This window comes from Williamsia sp. R60 (assembly GCF_054063855.1).
The window spans coordinates 207,617-234,336 of sequence record NZ_JBSSGR010000001.1; the positions used below are offsets into that span (position 1 = coordinate 207,617).

Below are 26,720 nucleotides of genomic sequence, written 5' to 3' on the forward strand. Positions count from 1 at the left end.
TCACTTCTCATCAGGTCACTTGCGGATCAGGTCTCGCGGAAAGCTAGTGAACGTCTCGACCCCGGTCGCGCTCACCCGCACCGACTCGGACAACTCGAATCCGTAGCCGTCCATCCACATTCCACACACGATGTGAAATGTCATGTTCTCCTCGAGGATCGTCTCGTCCTCGGTCCGGATGCTGATGGTGCGCTCACCCCAGTCCGGTGGGTAGCCGATACCGATCGAATAGCCGAGCCGAGAAGGCTTTTCGAGTCCATACTTGGCCAACGTCCAGTTCCAGGTGGAGGCGAGCTCCCGCGTCGGCACCCCCGGTGCGATGGCGTCGAGAACATTGTTGAGGCCCTCTGCGGTGGCTCCGGCAACGTAGTCGACATCCTTGTTCACCGGACCGAGTGACACGGTGCGGGCGAGAGGGCAGTGGTACCGGTTGTGGGCGCCCGTCAGCTCGACCACCACTGCCTCGCCACCGACGAAAGTGCCCTGATGCCAGGTGAGGTGAGGGGTGTCGGCTGCTTCGCCCGTGGGCATCATCGGCACGATGGCCGGATAGTCGCCGCCGAATCGATCGGTACCGGTGATCTGCGCCTGCGAGATCGCCGCTGCCGCATCACACTGTCGCACCCCGATGTCGATGGTGTCGATTGCCGCGCGCATCGCCTCCGAGCACACCATGCCCGCCTGCCGCATCAGCTGCACCTCGGCATCCGATTTGACCGACCGCACCCAGTTCACGAGCTCGAAGCAGTCCACCAGCTTCCACTCCGGGATCGCGTTGAACAGCGCTCGATACGCCTTGGGGGAGAAGAAGTGCGAGTCCATCTCCAAGCCCACGGAACCACCTCGCGACGCCGGCGCGATCAGATGCCGTTGCCGCAACGCGAACGCCACCCAATCGAACGGATGTACGTGGGGCCTGTGAATGTAGCTCTCGGGATAACCGACGATCTGCTCGTCGGGCAGCCAGGTGGTGCGATGCGCACCGCGAGCGTCCATGTCGCGCGCGAAGAACACCATGTCGCCGTCCATCGGTACGAACAACATCTGTGGGGTGTAGAAGGACCACGCGTTGTACCCGATGAGATAGAAGATGTTTGCCGGGTCCGTGACGATGATCGCCGACAGCCCCTGCCGGTCCATCAACTTGCGGACGGCCGCCAGCCGCTGCTCGTATTCGGCGTCGGTGAACAGCTGCGATCCGAGATACATACTGTGTCCTCACACCTTTCGGTGAACGTTCGCGGTTGTGCCGGTCTGATCAGGTCCTCGGTATGGCGAGATACTTGATCTCGAGGAACTCCTCGATCCCGACCCGGCCGCCTTCGCGGCCCAATCCGGATTGTTTCACCCCACCGAAGGGTGCTGCAGGGTTGGAGACCAAACCTGTGTTGAGACCCACCATTCCGACTTCGAGTGCCGACGACATCCGCAGTCCCCGATCGATGTCTTGGGTGAACAGATAGCCGACCAAACCCCACGGTGTGTTGTTGGCCATCTCGATCACCTCCTCCTCGGTGTCATAGGGGATGACCGGTGCCACCGGCCCGAAGATCTCGGTACCCATCAGCTCGGACTGCGGGTCAACACCCGAGAGCACCGTCGGCTGATAGAAGTAGCCGGCATCAGCACCCTCCTCACCGCCCACCACCACGGTGGCCCCTCGTTCGACGGCGTCCGAGACCAGGGTGCGGACCTTGTCGACGGCCTTGCGCTCGACGAGCGGCCCCACCTGGGTGCCCTCGTCCACGCCGTTGCCGACGTTCAACGCGCCCATCCGTTCGGCCAGCTTCCTGGCGAACTCTTCGGCCACGCTGCGATGCACGAACATCCGGTTGGCCGCCGTGCAGGCCTCACCCATGTTGCGCATCTTGGCGACCATCGCGCCGCCGACGGCCTTGTCGAGATCGGCGTCAGGGCAGACGATGAACGGTGCGTTGCCGCCCAGTTCCATAGACGTGCGCATCACGGTCCGAGATGCCTGCTCCAGCAGCAACTTTCCGACCTGGGTGGATCCGGTGAAGCTGACCTTGCGGGCCAGGCCGCTGTCCATCCAGGTCTCCACCACGGAACCGGGGTCGTCGGTGGTGACCACGTTCAGCACACCGGCAGGCAAGCCGGCGAGCGTGAGGATCTCGGTGAGGGCAAGCGTCGTGAGTGGGGTGAGTTCGGCAGGCTTGAACACCATGGTGCAGCCGGCCGCGATCGCAGGCCCGATCTTGCGGGTGCCCATCGCCAGTGGGAAGTTCCACGGGGTGATGAGGATGCACGGTCCCACCGGCTCCTTCGTCACCAGGATGCGGTTTGCACCGTCGCCGGTGGTGGTGTGACCACCGTCGATTCGGACCGCCTCTTCGGAGAACCATCGGAAGAACTCTGCGCCATAGGCCACTTCACCTCGCGCCTCGGCCAGAGGCTTGCCCATCTCGGTGGTCATGATCAGCGCCAGATCCTCCTGTCGTTCGAGGATCAACTCGTATGCCCGGCGGAGGATGTCGCTGCGTGTGCGTGGCGGTGTTGCCGCCCAGCTCTTCTGGGTGGCCGCGGCCGACTCGATGGCCGCAGCGGCATCGGCCTGTGCACCCTTGGCGACGTGGGCGATGACCTCACCGGTGGCGGGGTTCTCGACCGCGAAGGTGGCGCCGTCTGCTGCTGGCCCCCATTCGCCGCCGATGTACAGGCCGGTGGGCAGAGAAGCGATGAGCTCGGCTGCCCGGGCACGCCGTTCGGCGTTCTGGGCGGCGGGTGTGACGGTGGATGTCGTCATGGTCGAACCTCCTCGGTGGTCTCGGATGAGCGTGCCGGGTCGAGTAATTCGGCCAGGTGGACCGACTCGACGGCCGGCACGGTGTCGTCGGTGGCAGAGAGGTGCGAAACGGCCATCGCACAACTGAATCCGTCGGTGAGGACCGGTGTGGATTGATCCCGGGCACGCAGAGCTGGGGCGAGCGCCTGTTCGGCCACGCCCATGCTGACGTCGTAGTGACCTTTCTCGAAGCCAAAATTGCCTGCTACACCGCAGCATCCGTCGGCCTGCTTGACCTTGGTCGCCCCGAGTCTGCGCAGAACCGATTGCTGCACGGTGGGCCCGAACGCCGAGTACTCGTGGCAGTGGGTCTGCACGACGACGTCCGCGGGCAACGGCATGGGAGGTTTCCACCCGTCGTCGAGTAGATGGCCGACCTCGTCGGCGAAACTCCGAACCCGTGAAGCCACCCGGCGGGCGACCTCGCTGTGCACCAACTCCGGGAGGTCCTTGCGCAGTGCGGCAGCGCAGCTCGGTTCGGGCACCACAATCGGCCGGTCGCTGCCGTCGTCGAGAGCAGCGGCGGTACGGGTCAGCACCTTTCGCGCGTGATCGAGTTGCCCGGTGGAGATCCAGGTGAGCGCGCAACATTGGTCGGCTGAACAGCTCACGGTCTGGCCTCCCGATTCCAGGACTCGCGCCGCGGCACCGGCGACGTGTGGCCGGAACGCCTTGGTGAACGAGTCAACGAACAGCACCACGTCGGACGCCGGGTCGGTGCGTAGACCGGCCATCGCGGTGTGCACCTGTTTGCGGGTGGCGAAGGCGGGCATGGTGCGTCGCGGATCAAGCCCGCCGGCCCGGGATGCGGGACCGGCGAGGCGGCCCGCCAGCATCCTGTTGATGACGGGGGCCAGAGCCTTGGCGGCGCCGAGCCAGGCAGGCATCCAGCCGAGCGAATAATGCGACAGCGGGCGCAGGCGCCGCCGGTAGTAGTTGGAGAAGAACTCGGACTTGTACGTCGCCATGTCGACGCCCACAGGGCAATCGGTCGAACACGCCTTGCATGACAGGCATAGGTCGAGGGCTTCGCGAGAATCCTCGTCGCGCCAGCCAGATTCGATGTCGGGTGCGGTGCGAACCATCTCCTGCAGGACGCGGGCGCGGCCGCGCGTGGAGTCCTTCTCGTCGCGGGTGGCGCGATAGCTGGGGCACATGACGCCACCGGAATCGGACCGGCAGCGCCCGACGCCGATACACGCCTGGACCGCATGCACAAAGGGGTCCAGGCCTGGTAGTCCATCGTCCCGGGTCCTGGGCGTGCCGAGATCAAAACTGGTCTGCCATACGCGGCTGGGCACGTCGGCGAGCACAAGATTGGCATCGATGGGGTCCGGATCGACGATGCTGCCGGGGTTGAGGATGCCTGCCGGATCCCAGATCCGCTTGAAGGCGCCGAAGGCCTCGATCATCTGAGGCGAGTACATCAGGGGCAACAGCTCCGAGCGGGCCCGGCCATCGCCGTGTTCACCCGACAGCGAACCGCCATGACGCACAACGAGTTCGGCGGCGTCATGACAGAACTTCCTCATCGCCGCTCGGCCCTGCGCACTGCGGAGGTCGAAGGTGATCCGGACATGCATGCACCCGGCGCCGAAGTGTCCGTACATGACACCGGTCAGTCCGTGGTGGTCGAGCAGTGCGGTGAACCCTTCCAGATAGTCGGCCAGCCTTTCGGGTGCAACGGCCGAATCCTCCCAGCCGGGCCAGGATTCGTAGCTGCCGCCGTCGCCACCGTCTTCGGGGTTCACCTCCTGCGGTGCCACCAGCCGTGACGACAATCCGGCGCCGTCCTCCCGGATACGCCACAGCGAGACCCGTTGCTGGCGGTCGGGCACGGTCCGGCCGTCCACCAGTCGCCCGTTTGTATAGAGCTTGTCGAGAAGGTCCTGCGCCGCCTGCGGCACGTTCGAGCTGCTCTCCTCATCGAGATCCACGTACAGCCAGGCATTTCCCTGTGGCAGTCCCACCACGGAGTCGTCGCCTCGACGCGCTTGCATCGTCTCGACGATGCGCTCGTCGATACCTTCGATGGCCGACGGCTTGAACTCGAGCAGGGTCGGTACGTCGCGGGCGGCGTCCACCACGTTGCGGTAGCCGAGACAGAGCAGCAGCGCGCTGGTGGGTGCGGGCACGAGACGAACGGTGGCCGAGACCACGATCGCACAGGTGCCTTCGGTGCCGACCAGGGCGCGGGCCACGTCAAAACCGTTTTCGGGCAGCAACTTACCGAGGTGGTAGCCGGACACCTGGCGTGGGATCCGGTCCATCTCGGTTCGCAGTACGGCCATGTTCGCCGCCGTCAGCTCGCGCATCGCCGCACTCAGTTGGGCTGCCCGGGCCACCGCTTCGGTGTCGGAGGGGTCGGTTGCGCTCAACCCGTCGCGGAATGCGGTGAGGCGCAGTCCATCGGCCGTGACCAGGTTCAATGCCTCGACGTGGTCGGTGGTGCGCCCGTGGCGCACCGAGTGGTTGCCGCAGGCGTCGTTGCCAATGGCCCCGCCGAGGGTGGCCCGGGACTGGCTCGAGGGGTCCGGCGCAAAGGTCAGTTCACCGTCGGTCTGGGCCGCGACTTGCTGCTGCAGGGTGGTGAGCACCATGCCTGCCTGCGCCACCGCGGTCCTGCCGTGCGGATCGACGGAGATGAGCCTGTTCATGTGCCGGGAGAAGTCCAGCACCACGCCGGTCCCGATCGCGTTGCCGCCCATGCCCGTTCCGCCACCGCGGGCGGTGAGCGTGAGGTGATGCCGGTGGCAGTAGGCGGCCACCGCAGCCACCTCGCGATCGTCCCGAGGGAAGACCACCGTGAGGGGTTTGAGTCGGTAGTTCGAGGCGTCGTAGGAGTATTCGGTGAGACGGCGAGGCGAGGCGTCGGCGCTCAGCCCGAGCGCTTGTAGATCAGTGGCGACACGGGAGCCGGACAGTTCGGGGTCCATCACCCCCCGCTATCCCAGTGCCGCGGTCAAGGCGGCCTCGAATCTGTTCAGACCCGTGGCCATTTCGTCTTCTGAGATCACCAGGGCGGGGATGAGGCGAACAACGTTGCCCATCGGTCCACACGTCAGCGTCAGCAGCTTCTCGGGTATGCACGCCTGCTGCACGGCGGCTGCCGAAACGCTGTCGGGCGCGCCCGCATCGTCGACGAATTCGATGCCGGCCATCAGGCCGATCCCGCGAACGTTGCCGATCTGCGGGAACTTCGGAGCCAGCTCGGCCAGTCCGCGGAGCATCTGGTCGCCCCGGATGCGCGCGTTGTCGACGAGGTTCTCCTCGGCGATCACCTCGAGTGTCGCGACGCCTGCGGCCGCGGCGACCGCATTGCCGCCATAGGTGCCGCCCTGCGAACCCGGCCACGCCTTCGCCATCAGGTCGCGGGGTGCCGCGATGGCCGAGATCGGGAACCCGGAGGCGATGCCCTTGGCTGTGATGAGGATGTCGGGAATCAGGCCGTCGGTGTGCTGATGTCCCCAGAACTTGCCGGTGCGCCCGACGCCTGCCTGGACCTCGTCGAGGATGAGGACGATCCCGTATCGATCGGCGCGTTCGCGGAGTCCCTCGAGAAATGCCGGTGGCGTGGGCAGGTATCCGCCGTCACCCAGCACCGGTTCGATGAGAAAGGCAGCGGTGTCATTGGGAGCGACGCGTGAGGCGAACAGATAGTCGAGTTCCCGGAGAGCGAAGTCGACTGCTGTCTGCTCGTCCCAGCCGTACCGGTAGGCGTACGGGAAGGGCGCCATGTGCACGCCGCCCATCAGGGGGGAGAAGCCTGCGGAGAAGCGGGTTCCGGCGGTGGTCAGAGTCGCGGCAGCGACGGTGCGGCCATGGAAACCGCCTTGGAAGACAACGATGTTCGGTCGCGCCGTGGCCATCCGAGCCAGCCGGACCGCGGCCTCCACGGCCTCGGATCCGGAGTTGGCATAGAACACCGAGTCGAGCCCGGTGGGCAGATGATCACCGAGCTTGTCGGTCAACTCGAGCAGCGGCTTGTGCATCACGGTGGTGTACTGCGCGTGAATGATCTTGCCGCATTGTTCCTGGGCTGCGGCAACCACTTTCGGATGGCAGTGCCCGGTGCTGGTGACGCCGATGCCGGTGGTGAAGTCGAGGTAGTCGAGCCCGTCCGTGCCGTGGATCCACGACCCCTTCGCGTGATCGACGACAACCGGCGTGGCTTGTTTCAGGGCAGGGCTGAGGGTGGCGCGGCTCATGGGTACACGGTGACGGCAGATTGATGGATTGTCAACAATTGGACAGTCGCCGATCGACGCTCCGCCCGGCTGCCCTAATCTGGGCCCATGGCAACGCCGAACACAACGCCGGTGGTCGCACTCCTGGGTCGCGAAGGACTCGCCCTCCCCAGCAACCTGGAGGAGATCCGCAGCATCGCGACCGTGCGTGAATGCACCACCGCAGATCTGGGTGAGGCGCTCGCCGGTGCAGACGTTCTGCTGTTGTGGGACTTCTTCTCCGCGGCCTTACGGGACAACTGGTCGGCCGCAGATGACCTCCGGTGGGTACATGTCTGTGCAGCAGGCGTCGACGCAATGCTGTTCGATGACGTGCGCCGGTCGGACGTGACCATCACCAACGCCCACGGGGTCTTCGACGGGCCCATCGCCGAGTTCGTCCTCGGCTCGATCCTCGCCGAGGACAAGCAGCTGCATCTGTCGAAAACCCTCCAGCGGGAAAAGCGGTGGATCCGCCGCGACACCACCCGGACTGCCGGACGGTCGGCGCTCGTCATCGGGACCGGCGGGATCGGACGCGCCACCGCCCGCCTTCTTCGGGCAGCCGGCCTGCAGGTGAGCGGTGCGGGTCGCACCGAACGAGCGCACGACCCCGACTTCGGTGTGGTGCGGGCCACCGCAGACCTGACTTCCTACGTCGGCGACTTCGACGTCGTGGTCGCCATCGCACCGCTCACCGCCCAGACCGCCCGCATGATCGACGCCGCGGTACTGGCCTCGATGAAACCGACCGCGCACCTGGTCAACGTGGGCCGAGGGGAGTTGGTCGACGAGACGGCGCTCATCGACGCGTTGCGGACGGGATCGATAGGAGCCGCCTCGCTCGACGTGTTCGAGACCGAGCCGCTGCCCGCCGAGAACCCGCTGTGGGAGATGGAGAACGTACACATCTCGGCGCACATGAGCGGGGATGTGGTCGGGTGGGGCGATGAACTGGCCGGTCAATTCCTGCAGAACCTGCAGCACTACATCGCCGGCGAACCGCTGATGAACGTGGTCGACAAGCAGGCCGGCTACGTCAGGGCGCGCGAAAACTCCTGACAGAGGTAACAAGTCAGGCCCCGCTGCCGCTATTCACAGACGGATCTCAGACTCTGCTTCTATGTTCGGACACGTGACTGATTCCACGCCGCGTTCGACAAGGGTCGTGACGCTGTTGTGCATCGCCGGCCTGGCGGTTGCGGGCGTGGCCCTGGGTTACTGCATCCATCTCGGAGCCGAGCGCAGCGATCAGGGCCAGGCGTCGACACAGATCAAGTACGTCACCCCGAGTGAACCGCCGAGTCAGGCCGGAGTGCTCTCGGGCGAGACCACAACCGAAGAGATTCCCGAGGCCCTCAGCACCGAACGGTCGAAGGTGGTGCTCTGCACCATCGACAAGATCAGCTCCGACTCCCTCGACGTCCACACCGCCGACGGGCGCAAACAGCACTTCATCCTCAGTCCGGACACCCACGTGCAGTCCACCGAGGGCAGCTCGCTCAGCGTCCTCGACGTCGGTGACCTGGTTGTCGTCCGGGTGGTGAAGGTCGACGGCACGATGATCGCCGACCTCATCGTGGACGGCCGGGTCTCCGGTTCGATCCCCGAGAACTGACGCCCTCGCGGGGCCCGCTGGGCGAGTGCGGGTCTCGGCAACCTCGCCTGCGTATCGAATCGGACGCCCCACGGTAAGCTGACCGGTGATGACTGCCGTCTACTTCCTGATCGCCGCCCTCGCGCTGGCCGGCGCCCTGGCTCTGCTGTGGCTCGACCGCAAGCGGACGACCGGGGTGCGCCGTGAACGAGCGGTGTGGGGCGATCAGCACGGGTTCAAATACCGCGACTCCGATCCGGCCCTGAAATCGGAGTTCGGGCGGGCGGCGATGGATGTGCCCGACCACATCGAGGTCCAGGATCTGGCCTACGGCAGCTACTACGGCGAAGAGACCGTCGTCTTCGACCTTGCCGAGACCGCCACCATCGTGGCAATCCGCCGGACCACCGAATCGAACGTGACGATCGATCTGCGGCACGAGAAAACTCTCGCGCCGGCCGAGGACGATGTCGAACTGCTCGGCGCGATGGGTAAGAGGGTGATGTTCTCCAGTCACCTCGATGTCGCCCGCCGCGTGTGCGATCGCCGCATGGTCGCCCTGGCCACCAACGCTCCCGACTACATCCAGATCCTCTGGAACGAGGGGGCGTGGTCGCTCGGGTCGATGCCGATCACCAACGACCCCGAACGCCTCGACGTCGCACTGGAGACAGTTCGCCGGTTCACCGACCTGTTGCGGGTGCTGCCGCCCGTCGTCGATCCGCAGAGCGCGCCGGACCCGCGGGACCCGTCGAGTCCCACCGGGCGCGCGCGTCGCGGCCTGGCCGACCCCCGTACCGAGAACATCCGCCGCGAGGATCTGCCACAACCGCAGCGCAATCCGGGGCCGCGGACCGAATCGGGGGCCCACGCCCGCGAGGCCGGCCCGATCCGTCGCAATGAGGGATCAGGTCCGATGACCCGAAGCGCGGGGCCGCTCCCCCGCGGACCTGTTCCGCCCGTACGCACGTCAGGACCGATACCGCGCCAGCCCGGTCCGCCGGGGAGCCCCCGACCCGGAGGACCACAGTGACCGTGACCGATCGTGATGGCGCCGACGCGACGCCGGTGGCGCGTGGGCGGTTAGCCGAACTCGTCAAGGAAGTCGCCGTGGTCCACGGCAAGGTCACGTTGTCGTCGGGCGCCGAGGCCGACTACTACGTCGACCTCCGTCGAGCGACCTTGCACCACGAGGCCTCTGCGCTGATCGGGATGTTGTTGCGGGAACTGACCGCCGACTGGGACTTCGAAGCGGCCGGCGGACTCACCCTCGGCGCCGACCCGGTGGCCACCGCGATCATGCACGCCCCCGGCCGGCCGATCAACTCATTTGTGGTGCGCAAAGCCGCGAAAGCCCATGGGATGCAACGGCAGATCGAAGGGCCCGACATCGTGGGCAAGCGCGTCCTCGTGGTCGAGGACACCACCACCACCGGCAATTCACCACTCACCGCGGTGCGCGCCCTCCGCGACGCCGGCGCCACCGTTGTCGGGGTGGCGACAGTGGTGGACCGGGCCACCGGAGCCGACGCGATCATCGCGGCCGAAGGTGTGGAATACCGCTCGCTGCTCGGGTTGAGCGACATCGGCCTGGCCTGAGTGAGCCAGGACGAGTCCACCGCTGAGCCTGGGCCCACCGAGTGGGGCGAACCGGTGGTCGGCAAGGGCCCCTGGTCCGAGGAATACGGCACCGAGCCGCCGACCGATCCACGGTACGACCCGACGCTTCTGGCCGACGGTGACCGGCGCAATGTTGTTGATGCGTACCGGTATTGGACGCGCGAGGCCATCATCGACGACCTCGACGCGCGCCGCCACCCCTTCCACGTGGCCATCGAGAACTTCGGGCACGACGGCAACATCGGCACCGTGGTGCGGACTGCCAACGCATTCACGGCGGCCGCGGTCCACATTGTCGGGCGCAAACGCTGGAACCGGCGCGGCGCCATGGTCACCGACCGTTATCAGCATGTGCTGCATCATGATTCGGTGAGTGCCCTGATGGAATGGGCTCGTTCGCGGTCGCTTGCCGTGGTGGCCGTGGACAACACCCCGGGGTCGGTGCCGCTCGAGACCGCGGACCTCCCACGAGAATGTGTTCTGCTGTTCGGTCAGGAGGGACCCGGGGTGAGCGCCGACGCCCAGGCCCACGCCGACCTCACCGTCTCCATCGCCCAATTCGGTTCAACCCGTTCGATCAACGCCGGTGTCGCTGCCGGTATCGCCATGCATGCCTGGATCAGGCAACATGCCGACCTGGATCAGGCCTGGTAGTCGACTTCTTCAAATCTGCAGGCTTTGTGTTTGTGTGCCGGTGTTGCAGTGCCTGCGTTTTGCCGAAAACCCTGCGTACGCGTGGACAGGTCGAGTTCTCCACAGGGGAACAGACATCCACAGCATTAGTCCGCGGTTGGGTGATGGGCTCAGCAGGTACGGAACGATGTCTGACCATTGCGGTGTGGGGAGCATCGACGACGTGAACCTGATCCTGCGGTCCGTGCAGATTGGTACAGGCGCGAGCACAGATCACGCGCTGCGACGGGCGACGAGCCGCGGCGAACTCGAGCGTGTGGTCCGAGGCGCTTACTGCGAACCCCAGTCGGACCTCGCGCCTGAGCAAACCTACCTGCGGCGTGTCGTGGCTGTGGCCGGGCGGACCAGGGGCCAGAGAGTGCTGAGTCATCAATCTGCCGCCGTCCTGCACGAGGTGGACACGCTCGGCCGCGACTACGGCCAGGTCCACTTCATCGTGGACCGGGGTGCTGAACGCGGAAAATCTGTATACCTGCACCGCGGACAGCTACTCGACGAGGACATCGTCGAGGTGGGTTCGTTCCGGGTCACGTCGATGGCGCGAACAGTCGCGGACGTAGCCTGCGCTGCCGACTTTGCCGGTGCGCTGACGGTGGTGGATTGCGGACTCCGTCGCGGGGTACCGCGAACCCAGCTGGAAGGTCTGGCGGCTCGTCTCGCCGGGAGCAGAGGCATCGCCAACTTCCGTAACGCGCTCGGCCATGCCGACGCGAAAGCCGAGACCGCCGGAGAGTCCTTGAGCCGGGCGCGAATGATCGAGATGGGGGACATCCCACTACCGCGGCTTCAGCACGAGTTCTTCTCGCCGGGCGGGATCTTCCTTGCCCGTAGCGACTTCGACTGGGACGGGAAGGTCATCGGCGAGTTCGATGGGAGAGGCAAGTACACAGCTGACGGCAAGGAAGCCGACGCGTCCTGGCACGCCGAACGCGAACGCCACAATCGTTTGCTGCGTCATGGCTTCGTTGTCATTCGCTGGGACTGGAAGATCCTTCAGGACCGGAGACGGTTCCGGGCCCTACTCCGCGACGGCCTTCGAACGGGCGGGATCATCTGATCCAGCACAGGCAGGGTCTTTCACCGCACGCAGGCGCTGCAGTGCCTGCAAGGAGACACAAAGCCTGCGTTTGGGAGTTCGAGAGGCGGAGGGGTCAGCTCGGGGTATCGGAAGGGGCGGTGGTGGGATCTGCCACAGCATCGCCTGAGGTCTGGGAATCGCGGCCGCGCCAGCGCTTGTACAGCTCGGTGATGATCGGGAGGACCGAGACGAACACGATGATCAGGAAGATGATGTCGATGTTCTTCTGGATGAACTCGATCTGGCCGAGGAAGTAGCCGAGCAGGGTGACGCCCGCACCCCAGGCGATGGCTCCGACGATGTTGTAGGCGAGGAACGTCGAGTACTTCATCCGGGCTGCACCGGCGACGAGCGGCGCATAGGTACGGACGATCGGAACGAATCGCGCCAGGAAGATGGTGATGGGCCCGTGCTTTTCGAAGAACTCGTGCGCCTCATCGATGTACTTCTTCTTCAAGACCCGCGCATCGGGCTTGAACAGCGAATATCCGAACCGGTTGCCTAGGAAATAGCCGACCTGATCGCCGAGGAAAGCGGCGATCGGGATGGTGAGCAGCAACACCCACAGCGGCGCGAACGGCTCGATCTCGCTCGACTTGGCGGCCACGATCAATCCGGCGGTGAACAACAGGGAGTCGCCGGGCAGCAGCGGGAACAGCAGACCCGACTCGATGAACACGATGAGCAGCAGCCCACCGAGCATCCAGGTCCCGAAGGAATTGAGGAGATTGATCGGGTCCAAGAACCCAGGCATCAACGCCACATCGGTCGTTTGGGCAAGGACAGTCTCCATCACGGGACCCAAGGGTACCGGTTGTTGCCGGCCGGTCCCGCCAGGCGGCGCTGTGCCGTACGGCGGGAGGGTGCTCACCGGCGCAGACGGTCCTTGCAATACTGGTCAGCGAAGATCACCGAACCTCGGCTGGAGGCCACATGCCCATCGCAACGCCCGAACAATACGCACAGATGCTCAACGCGGCGAAAGAGGGCGGTTTCGCCTTCCCCGCGATCAACTGCACCTCGTCGGAGACCATCAACGCAGCCCTCAAAGGATTCGCGGAGGCGGGCAGCGACGGCATCATCCAGTTCTCCACCGGTGGCGCCGAGTTCGGTTCGGGTCTCGGTGTGAAGGACATGGTCACCGGTGCGGTGGCGCTGGCCGAGTTCGCGCACGTTGTGGCCGCCAAGTACGGCATCACCGTGGCCCTGCACACCGACCACTGCCCCAAGGACAAGCTGGACACCTACGTGCGTCCGCTGCTCGCCATCTCCCAGGAGCGCGTCGACGCAGGCCAGAACCCGCTGTTCCAGTCGCACATGTGGGACGGCAGTGCCGTGCCGCTGGACGAGAACCTGGAGATCGCCAAGGATCTGCTGGCCAAGGCCGCGTCCGCGAAGATCATCCTCGAGGTCGAGATCGGTGTTGTCGGCGGCGAGGAAGACGGCGTGGAGAACGAGATCAACGACAAGCTCTTCACCACCGCCGAAGACTTCGAGGCCACCATCGAGGCACTCGGTGCGGGCGACTCCGGAAGTCGCTACCTGCTGGCCGCTACCTTCGGAAACGTGCACGGCGTCTACAAGCCGGGCAACGTCAAGCTGCGCCCCGAGGTGCTCAAGACCGGCCAGGACGTGGCCGTCAAGAAGTTGGGTCTGGCCGAGGGATCCAAGCCGTTCGACTTCGTGTTCCACGGCGGCTCGGGCTCACTCAAGAGCGAGATCGAGGAAGCCCTGAGCTACGGCGTGATCAAGATGAACGTCGACACCGACACCCAGTACGCCTTCACCCGTCCGATCGTCGGCCACATGTTCTCGAACTACGACGGCGTCCTCAAGGTCGACGGCGACGTGGGCAACAAGAAGTTCTACGACCCGCGCAGCTACATGAAGAAGGCAGAGACGTCGATGAGCGAGCGTGTGGTGGAGGCCTGCACCGACCTCAAGTCGGTCGGCAAGTCCATCAGCGCCTGACAGCCGAGACGAAGACCGGGTAAGCGGTCCTGGTGGGTCAGAGCGCGATACCCACCAGGACCGCCAGTCCGAGCAGTAGCAACGCAGCGGCCGCACACAAGACCGAGGTATCCACCCGGCGGTGCGGTCGCTGAGTTGTTGTCATTCGGGCCGGGGCGACGATCACGGGCCTCGGAGCGGCTTGTTGTTGCTCCACCGGCATCTGAGGACGGTCCCGGAAAGGAACGTCTGCCGGCGCGTGGACGCCGTATGGCGCCGGCGGCTGCCATGGACGGCCAGGCGGTTGCGGTGGTCGGGCCGCGGTGTCGCTCGGTCGAGGCGGCGCCTCGAACCCGCTACGTCGAACGGGGCCCGGGGGTCGCTGCGAACGCAATGGGATGGTCGCCGCGTCGATTACACGGTGATGGGGAGGTGGTGGTGGCCGGTCCTGCGGTGAGGGCACCGATCAAGCCTAACGCCCGAACGACCGCGAAGGCGCGGTTGTCACAGTCCGATCAGGCTTTGCAGACCTTCCACTCCCCGTCGATCTTGCTCAGTGTGAGTGCCACGTCGAGCTTCTCGTCCGGGGTGAGCGTCTTGTAGGCGATCACCTCTACGACGGCTCCGTTGCCGTCGTTGACGATCTTGGACGCCTTGACACCGTCGACGCCGACCAGTTCGTTGTTCTCCTCTTGGATCCGGTGATCCTCGGCGAACTCCTGGTCGGACATGCTCGTAAAGCGTTGCTGCGCTTCGCCGCATGTGATCTGTCGGAGAGTGATGATGTCGCCGTCGCGTAGCGCGGTGGTGTACTCGAGCGCCCGCGCGGCCGCGATGTCGGCGGGGACCTCGCTGGTTTCGTCTCCGGCGGTGACAACGGCGATGACCGCCGCGACCACCGCTGCGATCAGGACCAGTGCGGCGAGAGCGAACCACAGACCTTTACGCGACTTCTTGGGTCCGCCGGCGGTTCGATTCTGCTGGGCGCCGCCTGCAGGCGGGATGTACTGCGGGGCAGCCGGTTCCGCTTTCCAGTCGGGCACCTGCGTGGACGGCGATCCTGTATTCGACGGCGATCCCGGGTTCGACAGTGACCTGGTGTTCGAATCGGTCGACGACGTCGTCGGCGCCGCCTTCGAGGTGCTGATCCGCTCCGTCGGTTGGTCGGTGACGTCGGCAGGGCCCGCGGCGGCAGCCAGCACCTCCGTCTCGTTCTCATCGGCGGGTGATCCGACGGGCTCGTCTTTCGGCGTCGAGTCGGATTGTGATGCCGAGGATTTCGACGTGGAAACCGCCGGGACAGCGGCAAATTGGGCGGTCACGGCCTCGCTGGGCGCCGGGGCGGGGTCGCCGCCGGGCTGTTCCCCAGCAGTGTCTTGACGCGGTGTCTTCTCGTCCGCCACTGACTTCTCGTCTGTGACGGTTTGCTCGTCTGCCGGCACGGCTTCGGCTTCGGCGCGATCAGGCACCGTCTGTGCAGGCGCCTCTTCGGGAGCATCCTGCGCCGCCTCCGGTTCAACGGGAGATTCGGCCGTCTGGCTGTCAGCTGTCTGATCGGCGACCGGCTCATCGGTGTGCGGATCGGCCACCGGTGCGCTGTTGTTCTTCGCGTCCGCAGGCTGCTCGTCGTCACCGGACGTATCGGTGGGCTCGTCCGACGCGGTGGCCTCGTTCTCCGCGGGGGCATGCTCCGCGGAGGGCGGGACTTCAACGTCGTCCTCGGCCTCTGCCGTTTCGACGGCCGGGTCGGAGCTATCGGCGCCCTCGGCGGCCGGAGCTTCGTTGACCACGGCGTCGACCACCGGATCCTGGCTTGCCGTCTCGGCGGTGTCCGGGGTGGCAGGGGAGTCTTCGTCTGCGGCGTCGGCTCGGTTGTCCACCGCGGTATCAGCGTCCGGCTCGACAGGGGATTCGACAGGGGGCGTCGGGTGCTCGGCGGGAGCGGCGCCGGTGTCCGATGCCGACTCCGGGGTCGCGCTCGTCGGTTCGGTCACCGGACTGTCGGCCGAATCGTTCGCGGTCCCCTGTGGCGATTCGCCATCGGACTTTCCCTGCGGCAACAGACCCCCCTGTTTTTCCTGCCCTGCAGGAGATGTTGTGGATGCACCGGGGCGTCGTGTTGCTTCGGCCCCGCTACCCGGTCTTCCTTCGCGAAGCTTACGAACTGCCGAAAAGGCCCTCCGTACAACAGAATTGCCTTCATCGTCAGGATGTGACATCCACCCAGCCCTGTTCCTCGACCGACACTGTTCACAGTGCACGGGAACCTGGCCGACCTTCGGACAGTCACCCCCGCGCAGCGTCGCGCTCACCCTATCGAATGAACTGGCGGCCGGAGGGGTCGCCCGCACCCGATCGAGAGCTGCGACAATGGTCCGATGACGTCGTTCGGAGATCTTCTCGGCCCTCAGCCCACCCTCTTGACCGGAGACGACGAAGCCGAATCGGACCTGTTGAACGGTTCCGACCCGGCTGCGGTCGCCGCCCAGCACCCGACCGCCTCGATCGCCTGGGCCTACCTGGCCGAAGCCGCCATGAACGAAGGCGCGACCATCACCGCCTACGCCTACGCGCGTACCGGCTACCACCGCGGGCTCGACCAGCTGCGGCGGCATGGCTGGAAAGGGTTTGGCCCCGTGCCGTGGAGTCACGAGCCCAACCGCGGGTTCCTGCGTTGCGTCGCCGTGCTCGCCCGGGCGGCGCAGACCATCGGTGAGGAAGACGAATACAGGCGCTGCCTCGATCTGCTGAACGAAAGTGACCCGGCAGCCGCCGGCGAGCTCGGACTCGCCTGACACCGGCGGCTCGGGCGGCCGTCTGCTGACCGTTCGCGCGGTGTTCGCCCGCGAACGGTTGCCGGCCCGCGTCCGCGCCCCTCTGCATCGGCTGCGCGTGGCGATCCTGCCGATCCTCCAGTGTTCCCTGGCGGCCGGCCTCGCCTGGTACCTCGCCACCGAGGTGTTCGCCCACGAGCGGCCGTTCTTCGCTCCCATCGCCGCGGTCATCTCGCTGGGCCTGTCACTCGGGCAGCGGTGGCGCCGCGCCCTCGAGGTGGCGATCGGCGTGACCGTCGGCGTGGCTGTCGGCGACCTGATCATCGCGGCGATCGGATCGGGCACCTGGCAGATCATGGTGGTCGTCGCCATTGCGATGGTGGTAGCCATCGTGCTTGATCGGGGTCCGCTGGTGCCGATTCAGGCCGCGAGTTCGGCCGTGTTGGTGGCAACGCTCTTGCCGCCAGGAGGAGCCGACGGGTTCCACCGCGTCATCGACGCCTTCATCGGCGGTGTGGTGGCGATCGTGGTGGTTGCGGTGGTTCCCACCCATCCGGTGCTGCGGGCCCGCCGCGACGCCGCCGGGGTGCTCACCACGGTGTCCGATGTGCTCGCAGATGTGGCCGAGGGGCTGCGCCGAATGGACCGCGACCTGCTGCTCGAAGCGCTCGAAGAAGCGCGCGGAACCCAGCCGGAGATCGATGCGATGCGGTCGGACATCTCTGGTGGGCGTGAGATCAGTGTCATCTCTCCGCTGTACTGGAACAGTCGGTCGCGCCTCGAACGCATCACCGCCGTCGCCGATCCGATCGACAATGCGGTGAGAAACGTTCGGGTGCTGGCACGTCGGGCGGCGAGCGCGATGGACAAGAACGAGCCGATCAAGCCCGAGATCGTCGAACTCATCGTCAGCCTCGCGCACGCATTCGAGGTGGTCAACGACATGATCCTGGCCGACCCCGGCCAGCAGCCCGACCCGGCATCTGCGGCCAGGGTCTTGCGCAGCATCGCCCGTCGCTCGAAGCCAGAACTGGTCGAGGGCAGCGCGCTGTCGGAGACGGTGATCCTGGCGCAGATCCGTTCCACAATCGTTGATCTGCTGATGGTGTGCGGACTTTCCCGCGTCTCGGCGATCGCCACGCTGCGCTGACAGTTGCGACGCATGCGTGGTCATGCATATATTTGGGGTCCACTGACCGCGAAGGGACACGATGGGCCACACGCACAGCCACGGTCACGCCGGGCACGGCGCCGCTGACGACGGAACCCAGCGGCGACTTTGGCCGATGGTGGCCGGGGCAGTCATCATCTCCGTGTTCTTCGCGGTCGAACTGACCGTCGGCATCGCCGTCAACTCGCTGGCTCTGATCGCCGATGCGGGCCACATGCTCACCGATGTGGTGGCCATGGTGATGGGACTGGGCGCTTTGCTGCTCGCCCGGCACGGGAGTTCGAGCGGGGTCAAGACCTTCGGCTGGCACCGCGCCGAGGTTTTCACCGCTGTGGCCAACGCCGTGCTGCTCATCGGCGTGGCCGTATTTGTCCTCTACGAGGCCATCGAGCGCATCGGTACCGATCCCCACGTACCCGGCGGGACCCTGGTGGTGGTGGCGCTCATCGGCCTCGCGGCCAACCTGGTGGTGATGCTGCTGCTACGCGCGGACGCCAAGGGAAGCATCGCGGTGCGCGGCGCGTACATGGAAGTGCTCGCCGACGCCGTCGGGTCGATCGGCGTGCTGGTGGCAGGCGTGGTGACGATGACAACCAGTTGGCCGTACGCCGACCTGGTGGTGGCAGTACTGATTGCGCTGTGGGTCGCCCCGCGCGCCATCCGCCTTGCCCTCGACGCACTTCGGATCCTGGCGCAGCAGGCCCCGGTCCACGTTGACGTGGACAAGATCCAGCGCGAACTCAGCGACCTGGCGGGTGTGACCGAGGTGCACGATCTGCACGTCTGGACGCTGACCACCGGCATGGACGTGGCAACGGTGCACGTGACCGCCACAGCCGACAACGCCGTGGTGCTCGCCGCCGCCAGGGAAGTCCTCGAACGTCATGGCCTCGACCACGCCACCATCCAGGTGGATCCGGCCGGAACTCAAGGCGACTGCCACAAGAAGATCACCTGGTAGTGGCGGCCGACTCCGCCGAGCGGGGCCCGGTGGGCGGGGTCAGTCGTCTTCGGGTTCGATGCGGCGCAGCACCAGGAACGCCCGCGCACCGACGGTGACCGTTGTCGGTGCTGTGAGCGGCTTCTCGGCCTCGTCGCCCGCCACGGTGGTGTCGAGCACCACCTCCCACTGCTCGCCGTACTTGGTGTCGAGCGGGAACTCGATGGGTTCGTAGTGAGCGCTCAGGAACACCATGAACGAGGCATCGATGATGCGCTCGCCGAAATCGTCGACCTCGGGGATGGCGCTGCCGTTGAGGAACAATCCGACCGCACGACCGAAATCGGCATTCCAGTCGTCTTCGGTCATCTCGCTGCCGTCGGGTCGTAGCCAGGCGATGTCGGGCAGCTTGTCGGCCGATCGTTGCATCGGCCGGCCCTCGAAGAAGCGTCGGCGACGGAACACCGGGTGGTTCGACCGCAGCTCGGCGACACGACGGGTGAAATCGATGAGGTCCTCGTCGACGTTTTCCCAATCGACCCAGGCCAGCTCGCTGTCCTGGCAGTACGCGTTGTTGTTGCCGCCCTGCGTCCGTCCCAGTTCGTCACCGTGACTGATCATCGGCACACCCTGCGACAGCAGCAGGGTGGCGATCATGTTGCGGCTCTGCTGTGCACGCAGCGCGAGGATCTCGGGATCGTCGGTTTCGCCTTCGACACCGCAGTTCCACGAGCGGTTGTGGCTCTCGCCGTCGTTGTTGTCCTCGCCGTTCGCCTCGTTGTGCTTCTCGTTGTAGGAGACGAGGTCTCGCAGGGTGAAGCCGTCGTGCGCGGTGATGAAGTTGATGGACGCGGCAGGCCGCCGCCCGGTGTGCTCGTAGAGATCGGCCGAACCTGTTATGCGAGCGGCGAATTCACCCAGCGTCCCAGGCTCGCCGCGCCAGAAGTCGCGCACGGTGTCGCGGTATTTGCCGTTCCACTCGGTCCACTGCGGAGGGAAGTTGCCCACCTGGTATCCGCCGGGTCCCACGTCCCATGGCTCGGCGATCAGCTTGACCTGACTGACGACCGGGTCCTGCTGGACGAGGTCGAAGAAGCTGGAAAGCCGGTCGACGTCGTAGAACTCGCGGGCCAGAGCGGACGCGAGGTCGAAGCGGAAGCCGTCGACGTGCATCTCGGTGACCCAGTAGCGGAGCGAATCCATCATGAGCTGCAGGGCATGGGGATGCCGGACGTTCAGGGTGTTCCCGGTGCCCGTGTAGTCCATGTAATACTGCGGATCATCTTCGACCAGACGGTAATACGCGGCGTTGTCGATTCCGCGGAACGACAGGGTCGGGCCCATGTGGTTGCCCTCGGCCGTGTGGTTGTAGACCACGTCGAGGATGATCTCGATGCCCGCCTCGTGCACGGCCTTGACCATCGACTTGAACTCTTGGACGGGCGCAACCCGTGAGTCGCCCCGCGAGTACTTGGAATCGGGGGCGAAGAACCCGATGGTGTTGTAGCCCCAGTAATTCGAGAGACCGCGGTCCTGCAGCACCGAGTCGTCTGCGAAGTGGTGGACCGGCATCAGTTCGAGAGTGGTCACACCCAGGTTTGTCAGATGGTCGAGGATCGCGGGGTGGGCGATCGCGGCGTAGGTACCGCGCAGCTCCTCGGGGATCGCGGGGTGGGTCTGGGTGAGGCCCTTCACGTGGGCCTCGTAGATGACGGTGTCGGCGTATGCGTGATGAGGCGGACGGTCGACACCCCAGTCGAAGAATGGGTTGATCACCACGGACGCAGGCATGTAAGGACCGGAGTCCTCGTTGTTGGGCGTCGACGGGTCGTCGAACATGTAGCTGAAAACTGGTTGCGCCCAGTCGAATTTGCCGTCGATCGCCTTGGCGTAAGGGTCGAGGAGGAGCTTGGCCGGGTTGCATCGCAGACCCTGCGCGGGGTCGTTGGGTCCGTGGATCCGGTAGCCATAACGCTGCCCGGGTTCCACGTCCGGCAAGAAGCCGTGCCAGATGAAGCCGTCCTGCTCCAGCAGATCGATCTGCGTTTCCTCGCCGTCGTCGCCGATCAGACACAGCTGCACACGTTCGGCAACTTCACTGAACACCGCGAAATTCGTCCCGGCTCCGCTGTAATTGGCTCCAAGCGGGTACGCCGCACCTGGACGGATCTGCAACTGGTCCTCCTCGCATCAGCACACGGATTTTTCACACTACGACAGGTTCCGGCGCCGTGCTTGGGGGGCGACTACCCCCTACTTCCAGAAGACAAACAAGTCCCAGCCCCACGACGCCAGAAAGCTGCTGACCCCGGACAATTCGAACAACCAGTACACGAGGTCGAAGAACGCACGGTTGAGCTGGGGCACCAGCAGGATGACGAAGACCAGCAGGATCCCGAACGGTGCGACCGGCGCCACCGATCGCCGCGTGTTGTCGGACAGGTACGGCTCGACGATCCCGTAGCCGTCGAGTCCGGGGATCGGTAAGAGGTTGAGCACCGCGGCGGTGATCTGCAGCAGGGCCAGCATCGCCAGCGACGACCAGAAGTTCAGTTCACCGATCAGCGCCGCGTTGCCGCGGCCGGAGATGACCACGAGCAGGACGATGGCGATGAGGATGTTGGCCAACGGGCCCGCAGCGGAGACCAGGCTGCGCTGGGCCCGCGTGAATCCCGACTTGTTCACGTATACGGCGCCACCGGGAAAACCGATGCCGCCCAACAGGATGATGACCAGCGGTAGCCCGATCGACAGGCCGGGATGGGCATACTTGAGAGGGTTGAGTGTGAGGTAGCCGCGGAGCTCGGCGCCGCGGTCACCGAACTTGAACGCGGTGACGGCGTGCCCGAACTCGTGAAGCGACAGCGAGATCACCCAGCCGCCCACGACGAGCAGCAGCGCCCCGATCACCGCCACGGGGTCGTTGTCCCGGCCCGATGTCCAGAGCAGTGCACCGCCCAGCGCGGTGGCCGCGACCACGGCGAGGAACACCGGACCAGGACGCACCGAGCGGATGATCTCGGTGGTGGTGGTGCTCAAGGGCGGACCAACTTCCAGTTGACGTGATGGCGGTAGAAGGTCGACCTCTTGACCGGCCGGGGACCGGGGATCCCATCGCGGTCGACGACCAGTTGTGGTGCGCCGGTCTGGACGGCCCTGCCGGTGAGCCAGGACGAACGCCAGCGACGGTCGACCTTGGCCCTGACCCCGGGCATCGTCATCAGCGGTTCGATGACAACTCCCTTGGTCCGCCCGCGGTAGAGCAGGTCGTTGTCGACGTAACTCTCGCCGCCGAGGTCGCCGTCGACGCCGCGCTGGTGGGCGCGGCCGAGCAACACGATGGCCGCATCGTCCCTTACCAGTGGTAGTTCGACGGCGGTGCCGCTCTGGGCCAATTCGACGGCCGGCGCCCCGAACGGCAGCTCGTAGATCTTGGTGGCGACAGTGGGGGCGGGCAGGACGAGGGCGACCTCGACGTCGAGGCGTTCGACGAGCATGAGTCGTGCGACCACGGCAGCGCAGAAGGCGTCGGGCAACTCGGGCCCGGCGACCACGACAACTCGTCGCATGTCCGGGTCGGCCAGCGTGGCGGTGACGGCACCGATGATCGACGCGCGTTCGCGCACCGCCCGGACCGTGGCGACGCCCGGCGGGATGAGATCGTCGGCCGCGTCTTGCTCGGCGATCACGCGTAGACCCTGTGGCGCCACCGGTCACCTCACTCGTCTCTTCACCTGCGGCGATCATCCTCGTGACGCCCGTCCGTGATCGTACTGGCGGGCACCGCAGATGGTCTCGGCACGGCGCCGAGAGGCTCTTGAGCCACCGGGATCGCGTAATCGTCGGTCCGAACAAGTAGGGTTGTCCCACGGTTCGGTGTGTCTACGTCACGCTCGAACCGGAAGGAGCGCATAAATGCCTGCGATCGTGCTGATCGGCGCCCAATGGGGCGATGAAGGTAAGGGCAAAGCCACGGATCTACTCGGTGGTCGACTGCAATGGGTGGTGCGATACCAGGGCGGCAACAATGCCGGTCACACGGTGGTTCTGCCCAACGGGGAGACCTTCGCGCTGCATCTGATCCCGTCAGGCATCTTGACTCCGGGAGTCAACAACGTCATCGGCAACGGTGTGGTCGTCGACCCGGGGGTGCTGCTCACCGAGCTCAGCGGTCTCGAGGATCGCGACGTCGACACCACAGGTCTGATGATCTCGGCCGACGCGCATCTGCTGATGCCGTACCACGTCGCCATCGACAAGGTCACCGAGAGATTCCTCGGGAACAAGAAGATCGGCACCACCGGCCGCGGCATCGGGCCCTGCTACCAGGACAAGATCGCCCGGGTCGGCGTGCGGGTCGCCGATGTGCTCGACGAGAGCATCCTGACCCAGAAGGTCGAGGCTGCCCTCGAGATCAAGAACCAGATCCTCACCAAGATCTACAACCGCCGTGCCCTGGACCCGGCGCACGTGGTCGAAGAGGTGCTGGGTCAGGCAGACGGTTTCAAACACCGCATCGCCGACACCAGGCTGCTGCTCAACCAAGCGCTCGAGGCCGGCGAGACAGTGCTGCTCGAAGGGTCGCAGGGCACCCTGCTCGACGTCGACCACGGCACCTATCCTTTTGTGACCTCGTCGAACCCCACATCGGGTGGCGCGGCGGTGGGCTCGGGTATCGGCCCGACCCGGATCACGACCGTGCTCGGAATCCTCAAGGCCTACACCACGCGGGTGGGGTCGGGGCCGTTCCCCACCGAGCTGTTCGACGAGTGGGGTGCCTACCTGGCCAAGACCGGCGGCGAGGTGGGCGTCACCACCGGTCGCGCGCGTCGCTGCGGCTGGTTCGATGCCGTGATCGCCCGGTACGCCACCCGGGTCAACGGCATCACCGACTACTTCCTGACCAAACTCGATGTGCTCTCCAGTCTCGACACCGTGCCGATCTGCGTCGCCTACGAGGTGGACGGGGAGCGGGTGGACGAGATGCCGATGACTCAGACCGGGTTCCACCACGCCAAGCCCATCTACGAGGAGATGCCCGGCTGGTGGGAGGACATCTCACAGTGCCGCACCTTCGACGACCTGCCGAAGAATGCGCAGGACTACGTACTCCGACTCGAAGAGCTGTCCGGCGCGCACATCTCGTGCATCGGCGTGGGGCCCGGCCGCGAGCAGACCATCGTGCGGCGCGACATCCTCTAGCCGATGGCAGGGCCCGGTCCCTGTGGCTCGCCCGGGTTCCGTCCCGGGACTGATCTGCCGAACCGTCCCAACGGCGGCGAACGCTGTGATAGACATCCCTCAGGGAACAGTCAGTACTGACTGTTGGGGAGGGGTCTCGATCATGGTGGGTGCGACAACGGGCGACCGAGGGGTGTCTAGGCGCACCCTGCTCAAGGGGGCCGCGGCGGCGACCAGCGCTATCGGCACCAGCTTTGTGGTGCCGTCGCTGGTCGGACCGGGTGCCCGTGCGGTCCCACCGACGGGAGGCGGCGGCCGTGAGGTCGCGGTCTTCGGCGGCGGGATGTCGGGACTGGCCGTGGCCCAAGAACTCATCGAGCGTGGTTTCTCGGTGACCGTCTATGAACCTGCCTTCCTAGGGGGTAAGGCACGGAGCATGGACGTGCCCGGCAGCGCCGCCGGCGGACGGATGGCGCTGCCGGGGGAGCACGGTTTCCGCTTCTTTCCCGGTTGTTATCAACACGTTCCGGACACCATGGCGCGAATCCCGTTGCCAGGTGGGGGAAACGTCAGGGACCGACACCTGATCAATGTCGAGGGTGCGGTGGTGGCCCTCGACGAACCGGGTTACGCACCGATCACCGCACCACAGTCGATCGACGGGCTCGTGCAGCATGCCGGCGCCATCGCCGATCTGGACAATCTCCGCAACACCTTGATGACGTCGCTGAAGATCGCCGGAGACGTACCCGCCCACGAACTCGCGTTCTTCGTGCAGCGAGAACTCGTCATCGCGACCAGTTGCGAGGAACGGCGAATCGGTCAGTGGGAGAAGCAGTCCTGGATGGAGTTCGTCAAGGCCAACGGCAAATCCGCTGCCTACCAGAAGTATCTGGTGAGTGCCCTGACCCGGGCGACTGTTGCGGCCAAACCCGACATGGGGTCGGCGCGCACCATCGGGCAGATCGGACTCGCGCTGGTCACCTCGGCCACCGGTCTGATCTCGCAGTACGCCGGGACCATCGTCGGGGGTGGGGTGGACCGAATCCTCAACGCTCCCACCAATCACGCGTGGATAGACCCGTGGGTGGCGTACTTGCGTGGTCGGGGCGTGCGGTTCGTGATGGGCCAGGCCGCAACCGGCTTCGACGTGCAGGGCGGACGGATCACCGGTGCCCGGGTGACCGGCGACGCCGGTTCCAGCGCCACCGTGACCGCCGACTGGTACGTCGCCGCCATGCCGCTGGACCGGCTCAAACCGCTCCTGCGGCCGGATCTCCTTGCGGCCGCGCCGGCACTCGAGGGCATCAACCACCTGGTCGACGACTGGATGGTGGGAATCCAGTACTTCCTGTCGCGGCGGTCTGATGTGGTGCCGAGTCACATTGCGGCGCTGGGCACGCCGTGGGCCCTGACCGGCCTGTTCCAGGCGGCGCCGTGGGAGGTCGACTTCGGTCGCGTCTACGGCGACGGGCGGGTACACGACTGCCTGTCGGTGGACATCTCCGACTGGGACACTCCGGGAATCCTGTACGGCAAAACCGCCAAACAATGCACCAAAGACGAGGTCGCCAAGGAGGTCTGGGCGCAGATGAGCCGCGCTCTCAACCGTGGCTCGAAGCCGATCCTGCGCGACGAGGAACTGGTGAGCTGGCATCTCGATCCGGGTATCACCTGGGAACCCGCCATCTCCAACGCGACACCGTTGATGGTGAACACCGCAGATTCCTACCGGCACCGGCCCACCGCCGACACCGCGATCTCGAACTTCTTCATCGGCGGCGACCACGTGCGCACGAACATCGACCTCGCGACGATGGAGGGGGCCAACGAGTCGGGACGGCGGGTGGCCAACGCAATCCTCGACGCGGCAGGCAGCAACGCCGCTCGCGTGGCGGTGCACCCGCTCTGGGAACTCCCGCTGCTGGACCCGTTCAAACAGACCGACCGCGACCGCTACCGGGCGGGTCTGCCACACATCATGGACGTGTGAGCCGCGGTAGCATCACCGGATGACCACCGGGCCCGAATCTGATCCTGTCGCAGTCGATCTCGGACCACGGGAGTCCAAGGGCACACGTAGTCGCAATCACATACTCGACGCGGCGCTCGAAGTGCTGATCGACAGGGGTTACGCCCAGGCGAGCACCCTCGCCATCCAAGAGGCCGCAGGGGTATCGCGCGGAAAGCTGTTGCATCACTTCCCATCTCGCGATGACCTGCTGATGGCGGCCGTGCATCACCTCGCGAAGGTGCGCATCGAGGACCTGGCCCGCCAGGTCGACTGGCCCGAGGATCCGATCGAGCGGATCTCCCTCGGCATCGACACCGGATGGTCGACATTTCATCAGCCGTACTTCGTCGCGTCCATCGAGCTCTGGACCGCCGCGCGAACCAACACCAACCTGCGCAGTGCGCTGCTGCCCGCAGAACGTGAACTGGGCCCGACTGTCCGCGCTGCTGTCGCATCATTTCTCGGGCCGGTTCTGACGTCCGCGCCCCGCTACGACGAGCTGTATCCGATCCTGCTCTCCGGCATGCGCGGGGCGGCCATGCCGTACCTCATCGACAGACGCGACCCCCGCAACGATCCGCATCTTCCGCTGTGGAAAACGCTCACAGCTCACTATCTGCTGCCGGGGTGACGGACAAAACCTGCAGCTCAATCCGTTTCGTGCTGAGTTTCG

The 26,720-nt window shown here is 65.8% G+C and carries 23 protein-coding genes; 13 read left to right on the plus strand and 10 right to left on the minus strand.

Annotation, left to right across the window (positions count from 1 at the left end):
- Positions 1-15: 15 nt before the first annotated feature.
- From ACVWY6_RS00830 to ACVWY6_RS00845, 4 genes are read right to left on the minus strand one after another with little or no spacing between them, the layout of a single operon-like run.
- A complete protein-coding gene (locus ACVWY6_RS00830; protein ID WP_457535645.1) occupies positions 16-1,209 on the minus strand; it encodes a M24 family metallopeptidase in 1,194 nt (397 codons plus the stop codon).
- 49 nt (positions 1,210-1,258) lie between these two features.
- A complete protein-coding gene (locus tag ACVWY6_RS00835) occupies positions 1,259-2,764 on the minus strand; it encodes an NAD-dependent succinate-semialdehyde dehydrogenase (protein WP_457535646.1) in 1,506 nt (501 codons plus the stop codon).
- Positions 2,761-5,739 (minus strand): FAD-binding and (Fe-S)-binding domain-containing protein, encoded by a 2,979-nt coding sequence (locus ACVWY6_RS00840; RefSeq protein WP_457535648.1) that lies wholly within the window; start codon positions 5,737-5,739, stop codon positions 2,761-2,763. The genes ACVWY6_RS00835 and ACVWY6_RS00840 overlap by 4 nt, the downstream gene beginning before the upstream one ends.
- Positions 5,740-5,748: 9 nt before the next feature.
- Entirely contained in the window at positions 5,749-7,011 is a 1,263-nt protein-coding gene (locus ACVWY6_RS00845) for an aspartate aminotransferase family protein (RefSeq protein ID WP_457535649.1), read from the minus strand.
- Between the two features lie 87 nt (positions 7,012-7,098).
- Here ACVWY6_RS00845 and ACVWY6_RS00850 point away from each other — a divergent pair, with 87 nt between their 5' ends.
- From ACVWY6_RS00850 to ACVWY6_RS00875, 6 genes are all read left to right on the plus strand, one after another.
- Positions 7,099-8,091, plus strand: a complete 993-nt coding sequence (locus ACVWY6_RS00850) for a D-2-hydroxyacid dehydrogenase (RefSeq protein ID WP_457535650.1) — start codon at positions 7,099-7,101, stop codon at positions 8,089-8,091.
- A gap of 73 nt (positions 8,092-8,164) precedes the next feature.
- Positions 8,165-8,647, plus strand: coding sequence for a hypothetical protein (locus tag ACVWY6_RS00855; RefSeq protein ID WP_133248683.1), 483 nt, complete (start codon positions 8,165-8,167; stop codon positions 8,645-8,647).
- A gap of 88 nt (positions 8,648-8,735) precedes the next feature.
- The gene (locus tag ACVWY6_RS00860; RefSeq protein WP_457535652.1) at positions 8,736-9,659 is read left to right on the plus strand and encodes a hypothetical protein; all 924 of its coding nucleotides are present in this window, start codon (positions 8,736-8,738) and stop codon (positions 9,657-9,659) included.
- A gap of 2 nt (positions 9,660-9,661) precedes the next feature.
- Positions 9,662-10,225 carry an orotate phosphoribosyltransferase gene (gene pyrE / locus ACVWY6_RS00865; protein ID WP_457535654.1) on the plus strand — a complete coding sequence of 188 codons (564 nt, stop codon included), beginning with the start codon at positions 9,662-9,664 and terminating at the stop codon, positions 10,223-10,225.
- A complete protein-coding gene (locus ACVWY6_RS00870; protein WP_023955565.1) occupies positions 10,226-10,900 on the plus strand; it encodes a TrmH family RNA methyltransferase in 675 nt (224 codons plus the stop codon).
- Between the two features lie 184 nt (positions 10,901-11,084).
- A complete protein-coding gene (locus ACVWY6_RS00875; protein ID WP_457535656.1) occupies positions 11,085-11,996 on the plus strand; it encodes a type IV toxin-antitoxin system AbiEi family antitoxin domain-containing protein in 912 nt (303 codons plus the stop codon).
- 94 nt (positions 11,997-12,090) lie between these two features.
- Here ACVWY6_RS00875 and ACVWY6_RS00880 read toward each other — a convergent pair whose 3' ends face one another.
- The gene (locus ACVWY6_RS00880; protein WP_400726697.1) at positions 12,091-12,810 is read right to left on the minus strand and encodes a VTT domain-containing protein; all 720 of its coding nucleotides are present in this window, start codon (positions 12,808-12,810) and stop codon (positions 12,091-12,093) included.
- A gap of 140 nt (positions 12,811-12,950) precedes the next feature.
- On the opposite strand from ACVWY6_RS00880, the gene fbaA reads away from it, so the two are divergent.
- Positions 12,951-13,988 (plus strand): class II fructose-bisphosphate aldolase, encoded by a 1,038-nt coding sequence (gene fbaA, locus ACVWY6_RS00885; RefSeq protein ID WP_317712122.1) that lies wholly within the window; start codon positions 12,951-12,953, stop codon positions 13,986-13,988.
- 37 nt (positions 13,989-14,025) lie between these two features.
- On the opposite strand, the gene ACVWY6_RS00890 is transcribed toward fbaA, so the two are convergent.
- Together ACVWY6_RS00890 and ACVWY6_RS00895 are read right to left on the minus strand one after the other, a co-directional pair.
- A complete protein-coding gene (locus ACVWY6_RS00890; protein WP_457535658.1) occupies positions 14,026-14,190 on the minus strand; it encodes a hypothetical protein in 165 nt (54 codons plus the stop codon).
- 292 nt (positions 14,191-14,482) lie between these two features.
- Positions 14,483-15,961, minus strand: coding sequence for an Rv0361 family membrane protein (locus ACVWY6_RS00895; protein ID WP_457535660.1), 1,479 nt, complete (start codon positions 15,959-15,961; stop codon positions 14,483-14,485).
- Positions 15,962-16,345: 384 nt separating this feature from the next.
- Between ACVWY6_RS00895 and ACVWY6_RS00900 the strand changes: the two genes are divergently transcribed.
- The 3 genes from ACVWY6_RS00900 to ACVWY6_RS00910 all read left to right on the plus strand — a co-directional run bounded on the left by ACVWY6_RS00900 (position 16,346) and on the right by ACVWY6_RS00910 (position 18,873).
- Positions 16,346-16,762, plus strand: coding sequence for a DUF3151 domain-containing protein (locus tag ACVWY6_RS00900; RefSeq protein ID WP_023955555.1), 417 nt, complete (start codon positions 16,346-16,348; stop codon positions 16,760-16,762).
- 25 nt (positions 16,763-16,787) lie between these two features.
- Positions 16,788-17,891, plus strand: coding sequence for an FUSC family protein (locus tag ACVWY6_RS00905; RefSeq protein ID WP_030172416.1), 1,104 nt, complete (start codon positions 16,788-16,790; stop codon positions 17,889-17,891).
- Between the two features lie 61 nt (positions 17,892-17,952).
- Positions 17,953-18,873, plus strand: coding sequence for a cation diffusion facilitator family transporter (locus tag ACVWY6_RS00910; protein WP_457535662.1), 921 nt, complete (start codon positions 17,953-17,955; stop codon positions 18,871-18,873).
- 39 nt (positions 18,874-18,912) lie between these two features.
- Here ACVWY6_RS00910 and glgX read toward each other — a convergent pair whose 3' ends face one another.
- The 3 genes from glgX to ACVWY6_RS00925 form a co-directional block, all read right to left on the minus strand.
- Positions 18,913-21,027 (minus strand): glycogen debranching protein GlgX, encoded by a 2,115-nt coding sequence (gene glgX, locus ACVWY6_RS00915; RefSeq protein ID WP_457535663.1) that lies wholly within the window; start codon positions 21,025-21,027, stop codon positions 18,913-18,915.
- A 78-nt stretch (positions 21,028-21,105) separates the two neighbouring features.
- Entirely contained in the window at positions 21,106-21,891 is a 786-nt protein-coding gene (locus ACVWY6_RS00920; protein WP_457535665.1) for a site-2 protease family protein, read from the minus strand.
- Entirely contained in the window at positions 21,888-22,562 is a 675-nt protein-coding gene (locus ACVWY6_RS00925; protein WP_457535667.1) for a hypothetical protein, read from the minus strand. The genes ACVWY6_RS00920 and ACVWY6_RS00925 overlap by 4 nt, the downstream gene beginning before the upstream one ends.
- A 205-nt stretch (positions 22,563-22,767) precedes the next feature.
- Here ACVWY6_RS00925 and ACVWY6_RS00930 point away from each other — a divergent pair, with 205 nt between their 5' ends.
- The 3 genes from ACVWY6_RS00930 (at position 22,768) to ACVWY6_RS00940 (ending at position 26,678) form a co-directional block, all read left to right on the plus strand.
- Positions 22,768-24,054, plus strand: coding sequence for an adenylosuccinate synthase (locus ACVWY6_RS00930; RefSeq protein ID WP_023955543.1), 1,287 nt, complete (start codon positions 22,768-22,770; stop codon positions 24,052-24,054).
- A gap of 142 nt (positions 24,055-24,196) precedes the next feature.
- The gene (locus ACVWY6_RS00935; RefSeq protein ID WP_457535669.1) at positions 24,197-26,026 is read left to right on the plus strand and encodes a hydroxysqualene dehydroxylase; all 1,830 of its coding nucleotides are present in this window, start codon (positions 24,197-24,199) and stop codon (positions 26,024-26,026) included.
- 19 nt (positions 26,027-26,045) lie between these two features.
- Positions 26,046-26,678, plus strand: coding sequence for a TetR/AcrR family transcriptional regulator (locus ACVWY6_RS00940; RefSeq protein ID WP_457535671.1), 633 nt, complete (start codon positions 26,046-26,048; stop codon positions 26,676-26,678).
- Positions 26,679-26,720 lie beyond the last annotated feature (42 nt).

Excerpts from the sequence above, each read along its gene's own strand:
- ACVWY6_RS00830 (WP_457535645.1), bottom strand. The coding sequence starts at position 1,209 with ATGTATCTCGGATCGCAGCTGTTCACCGACGCCGAATACGAGCAGCGG.
- ACVWY6_RS00940 (WP_457535671.1), top strand. The coding sequence starts at position 26,046 with ATGACCACCGGGCCCGAATCTGATCCTGTCGCAGTCGATCTCGGACCA.
- fbaA (WP_317712122.1), top strand. The coding sequence starts at position 12,951 with ATGCCCATCGCAACGCCCGAACAATACGCACAGATGCTCAACGCGGCG.
- ACVWY6_RS00890 (WP_457535658.1), bottom strand. The coding sequence starts at position 14,190 with ATGCCGGTGGAGCAACAACAAGCCGCTCCGAGGCCCGTGATCGTCGCC.
- ACVWY6_RS00900 (WP_023955555.1), top strand. The coding sequence starts at position 16,346 with ATGACGTCGTTCGGAGATCTTCTCGGCCCTCAGCCCACCCTCTTGACC.
- ACVWY6_RS00935 (WP_457535669.1), top strand. The coding sequence starts at position 24,197 with ATGGTGGGTGCGACAACGGGCGACCGAGGGGTGTCTAGGCGCACCCTG.
- ACVWY6_RS00845 (WP_457535649.1), bottom strand. The coding sequence starts at position 7,011 with ATGAGCCGCGCCACCCTCAGCCCTGCCCTGAAACAAGCCACGCCGGTT.
- ACVWY6_RS00910 (WP_457535662.1), top strand. The coding sequence starts at position 17,953 with ATGGGCCACACGCACAGCCACGGTCACGCCGGGCACGGCGCCGCTGAC.
- ACVWY6_RS00850 (WP_457535650.1), top strand. The coding sequence starts at position 7,099 with ATGGCAACGCCGAACACAACGCCGGTGGTCGCACTCCTGGGTCGCGAA.
- ACVWY6_RS00840 (WP_457535648.1), bottom strand. The coding sequence starts at position 5,739 with ATGGACCCCGAACTGTCCGGCTCCCGTGTCGCCACTGATCTACAAGCG.
- ACVWY6_RS00835 (WP_457535646.1), bottom strand. The coding sequence starts at position 2,764 with ATGACGACATCCACCGTCACACCCGCCGCCCAGAACGCCGAACGGCGT.
- ACVWY6_RS00860 (WP_457535652.1), top strand. The coding sequence starts at position 8,736 with ATGACTGCCGTCTACTTCCTGATCGCCGCCCTCGCGCTGGCCGGCGCC.
- ACVWY6_RS00880 (WP_400726697.1), bottom strand. The coding sequence starts at position 12,810 with ATGGAGACTGTCCTTGCCCAAACGACCGATGTGGCGTTGATGCCTGGG.
- ACVWY6_RS00930 (WP_023955543.1), top strand. The coding sequence starts at position 22,768 with ATGCCTGCGATCGTGCTGATCGGCGCCCAATGGGGCGATGAAGGTAAG.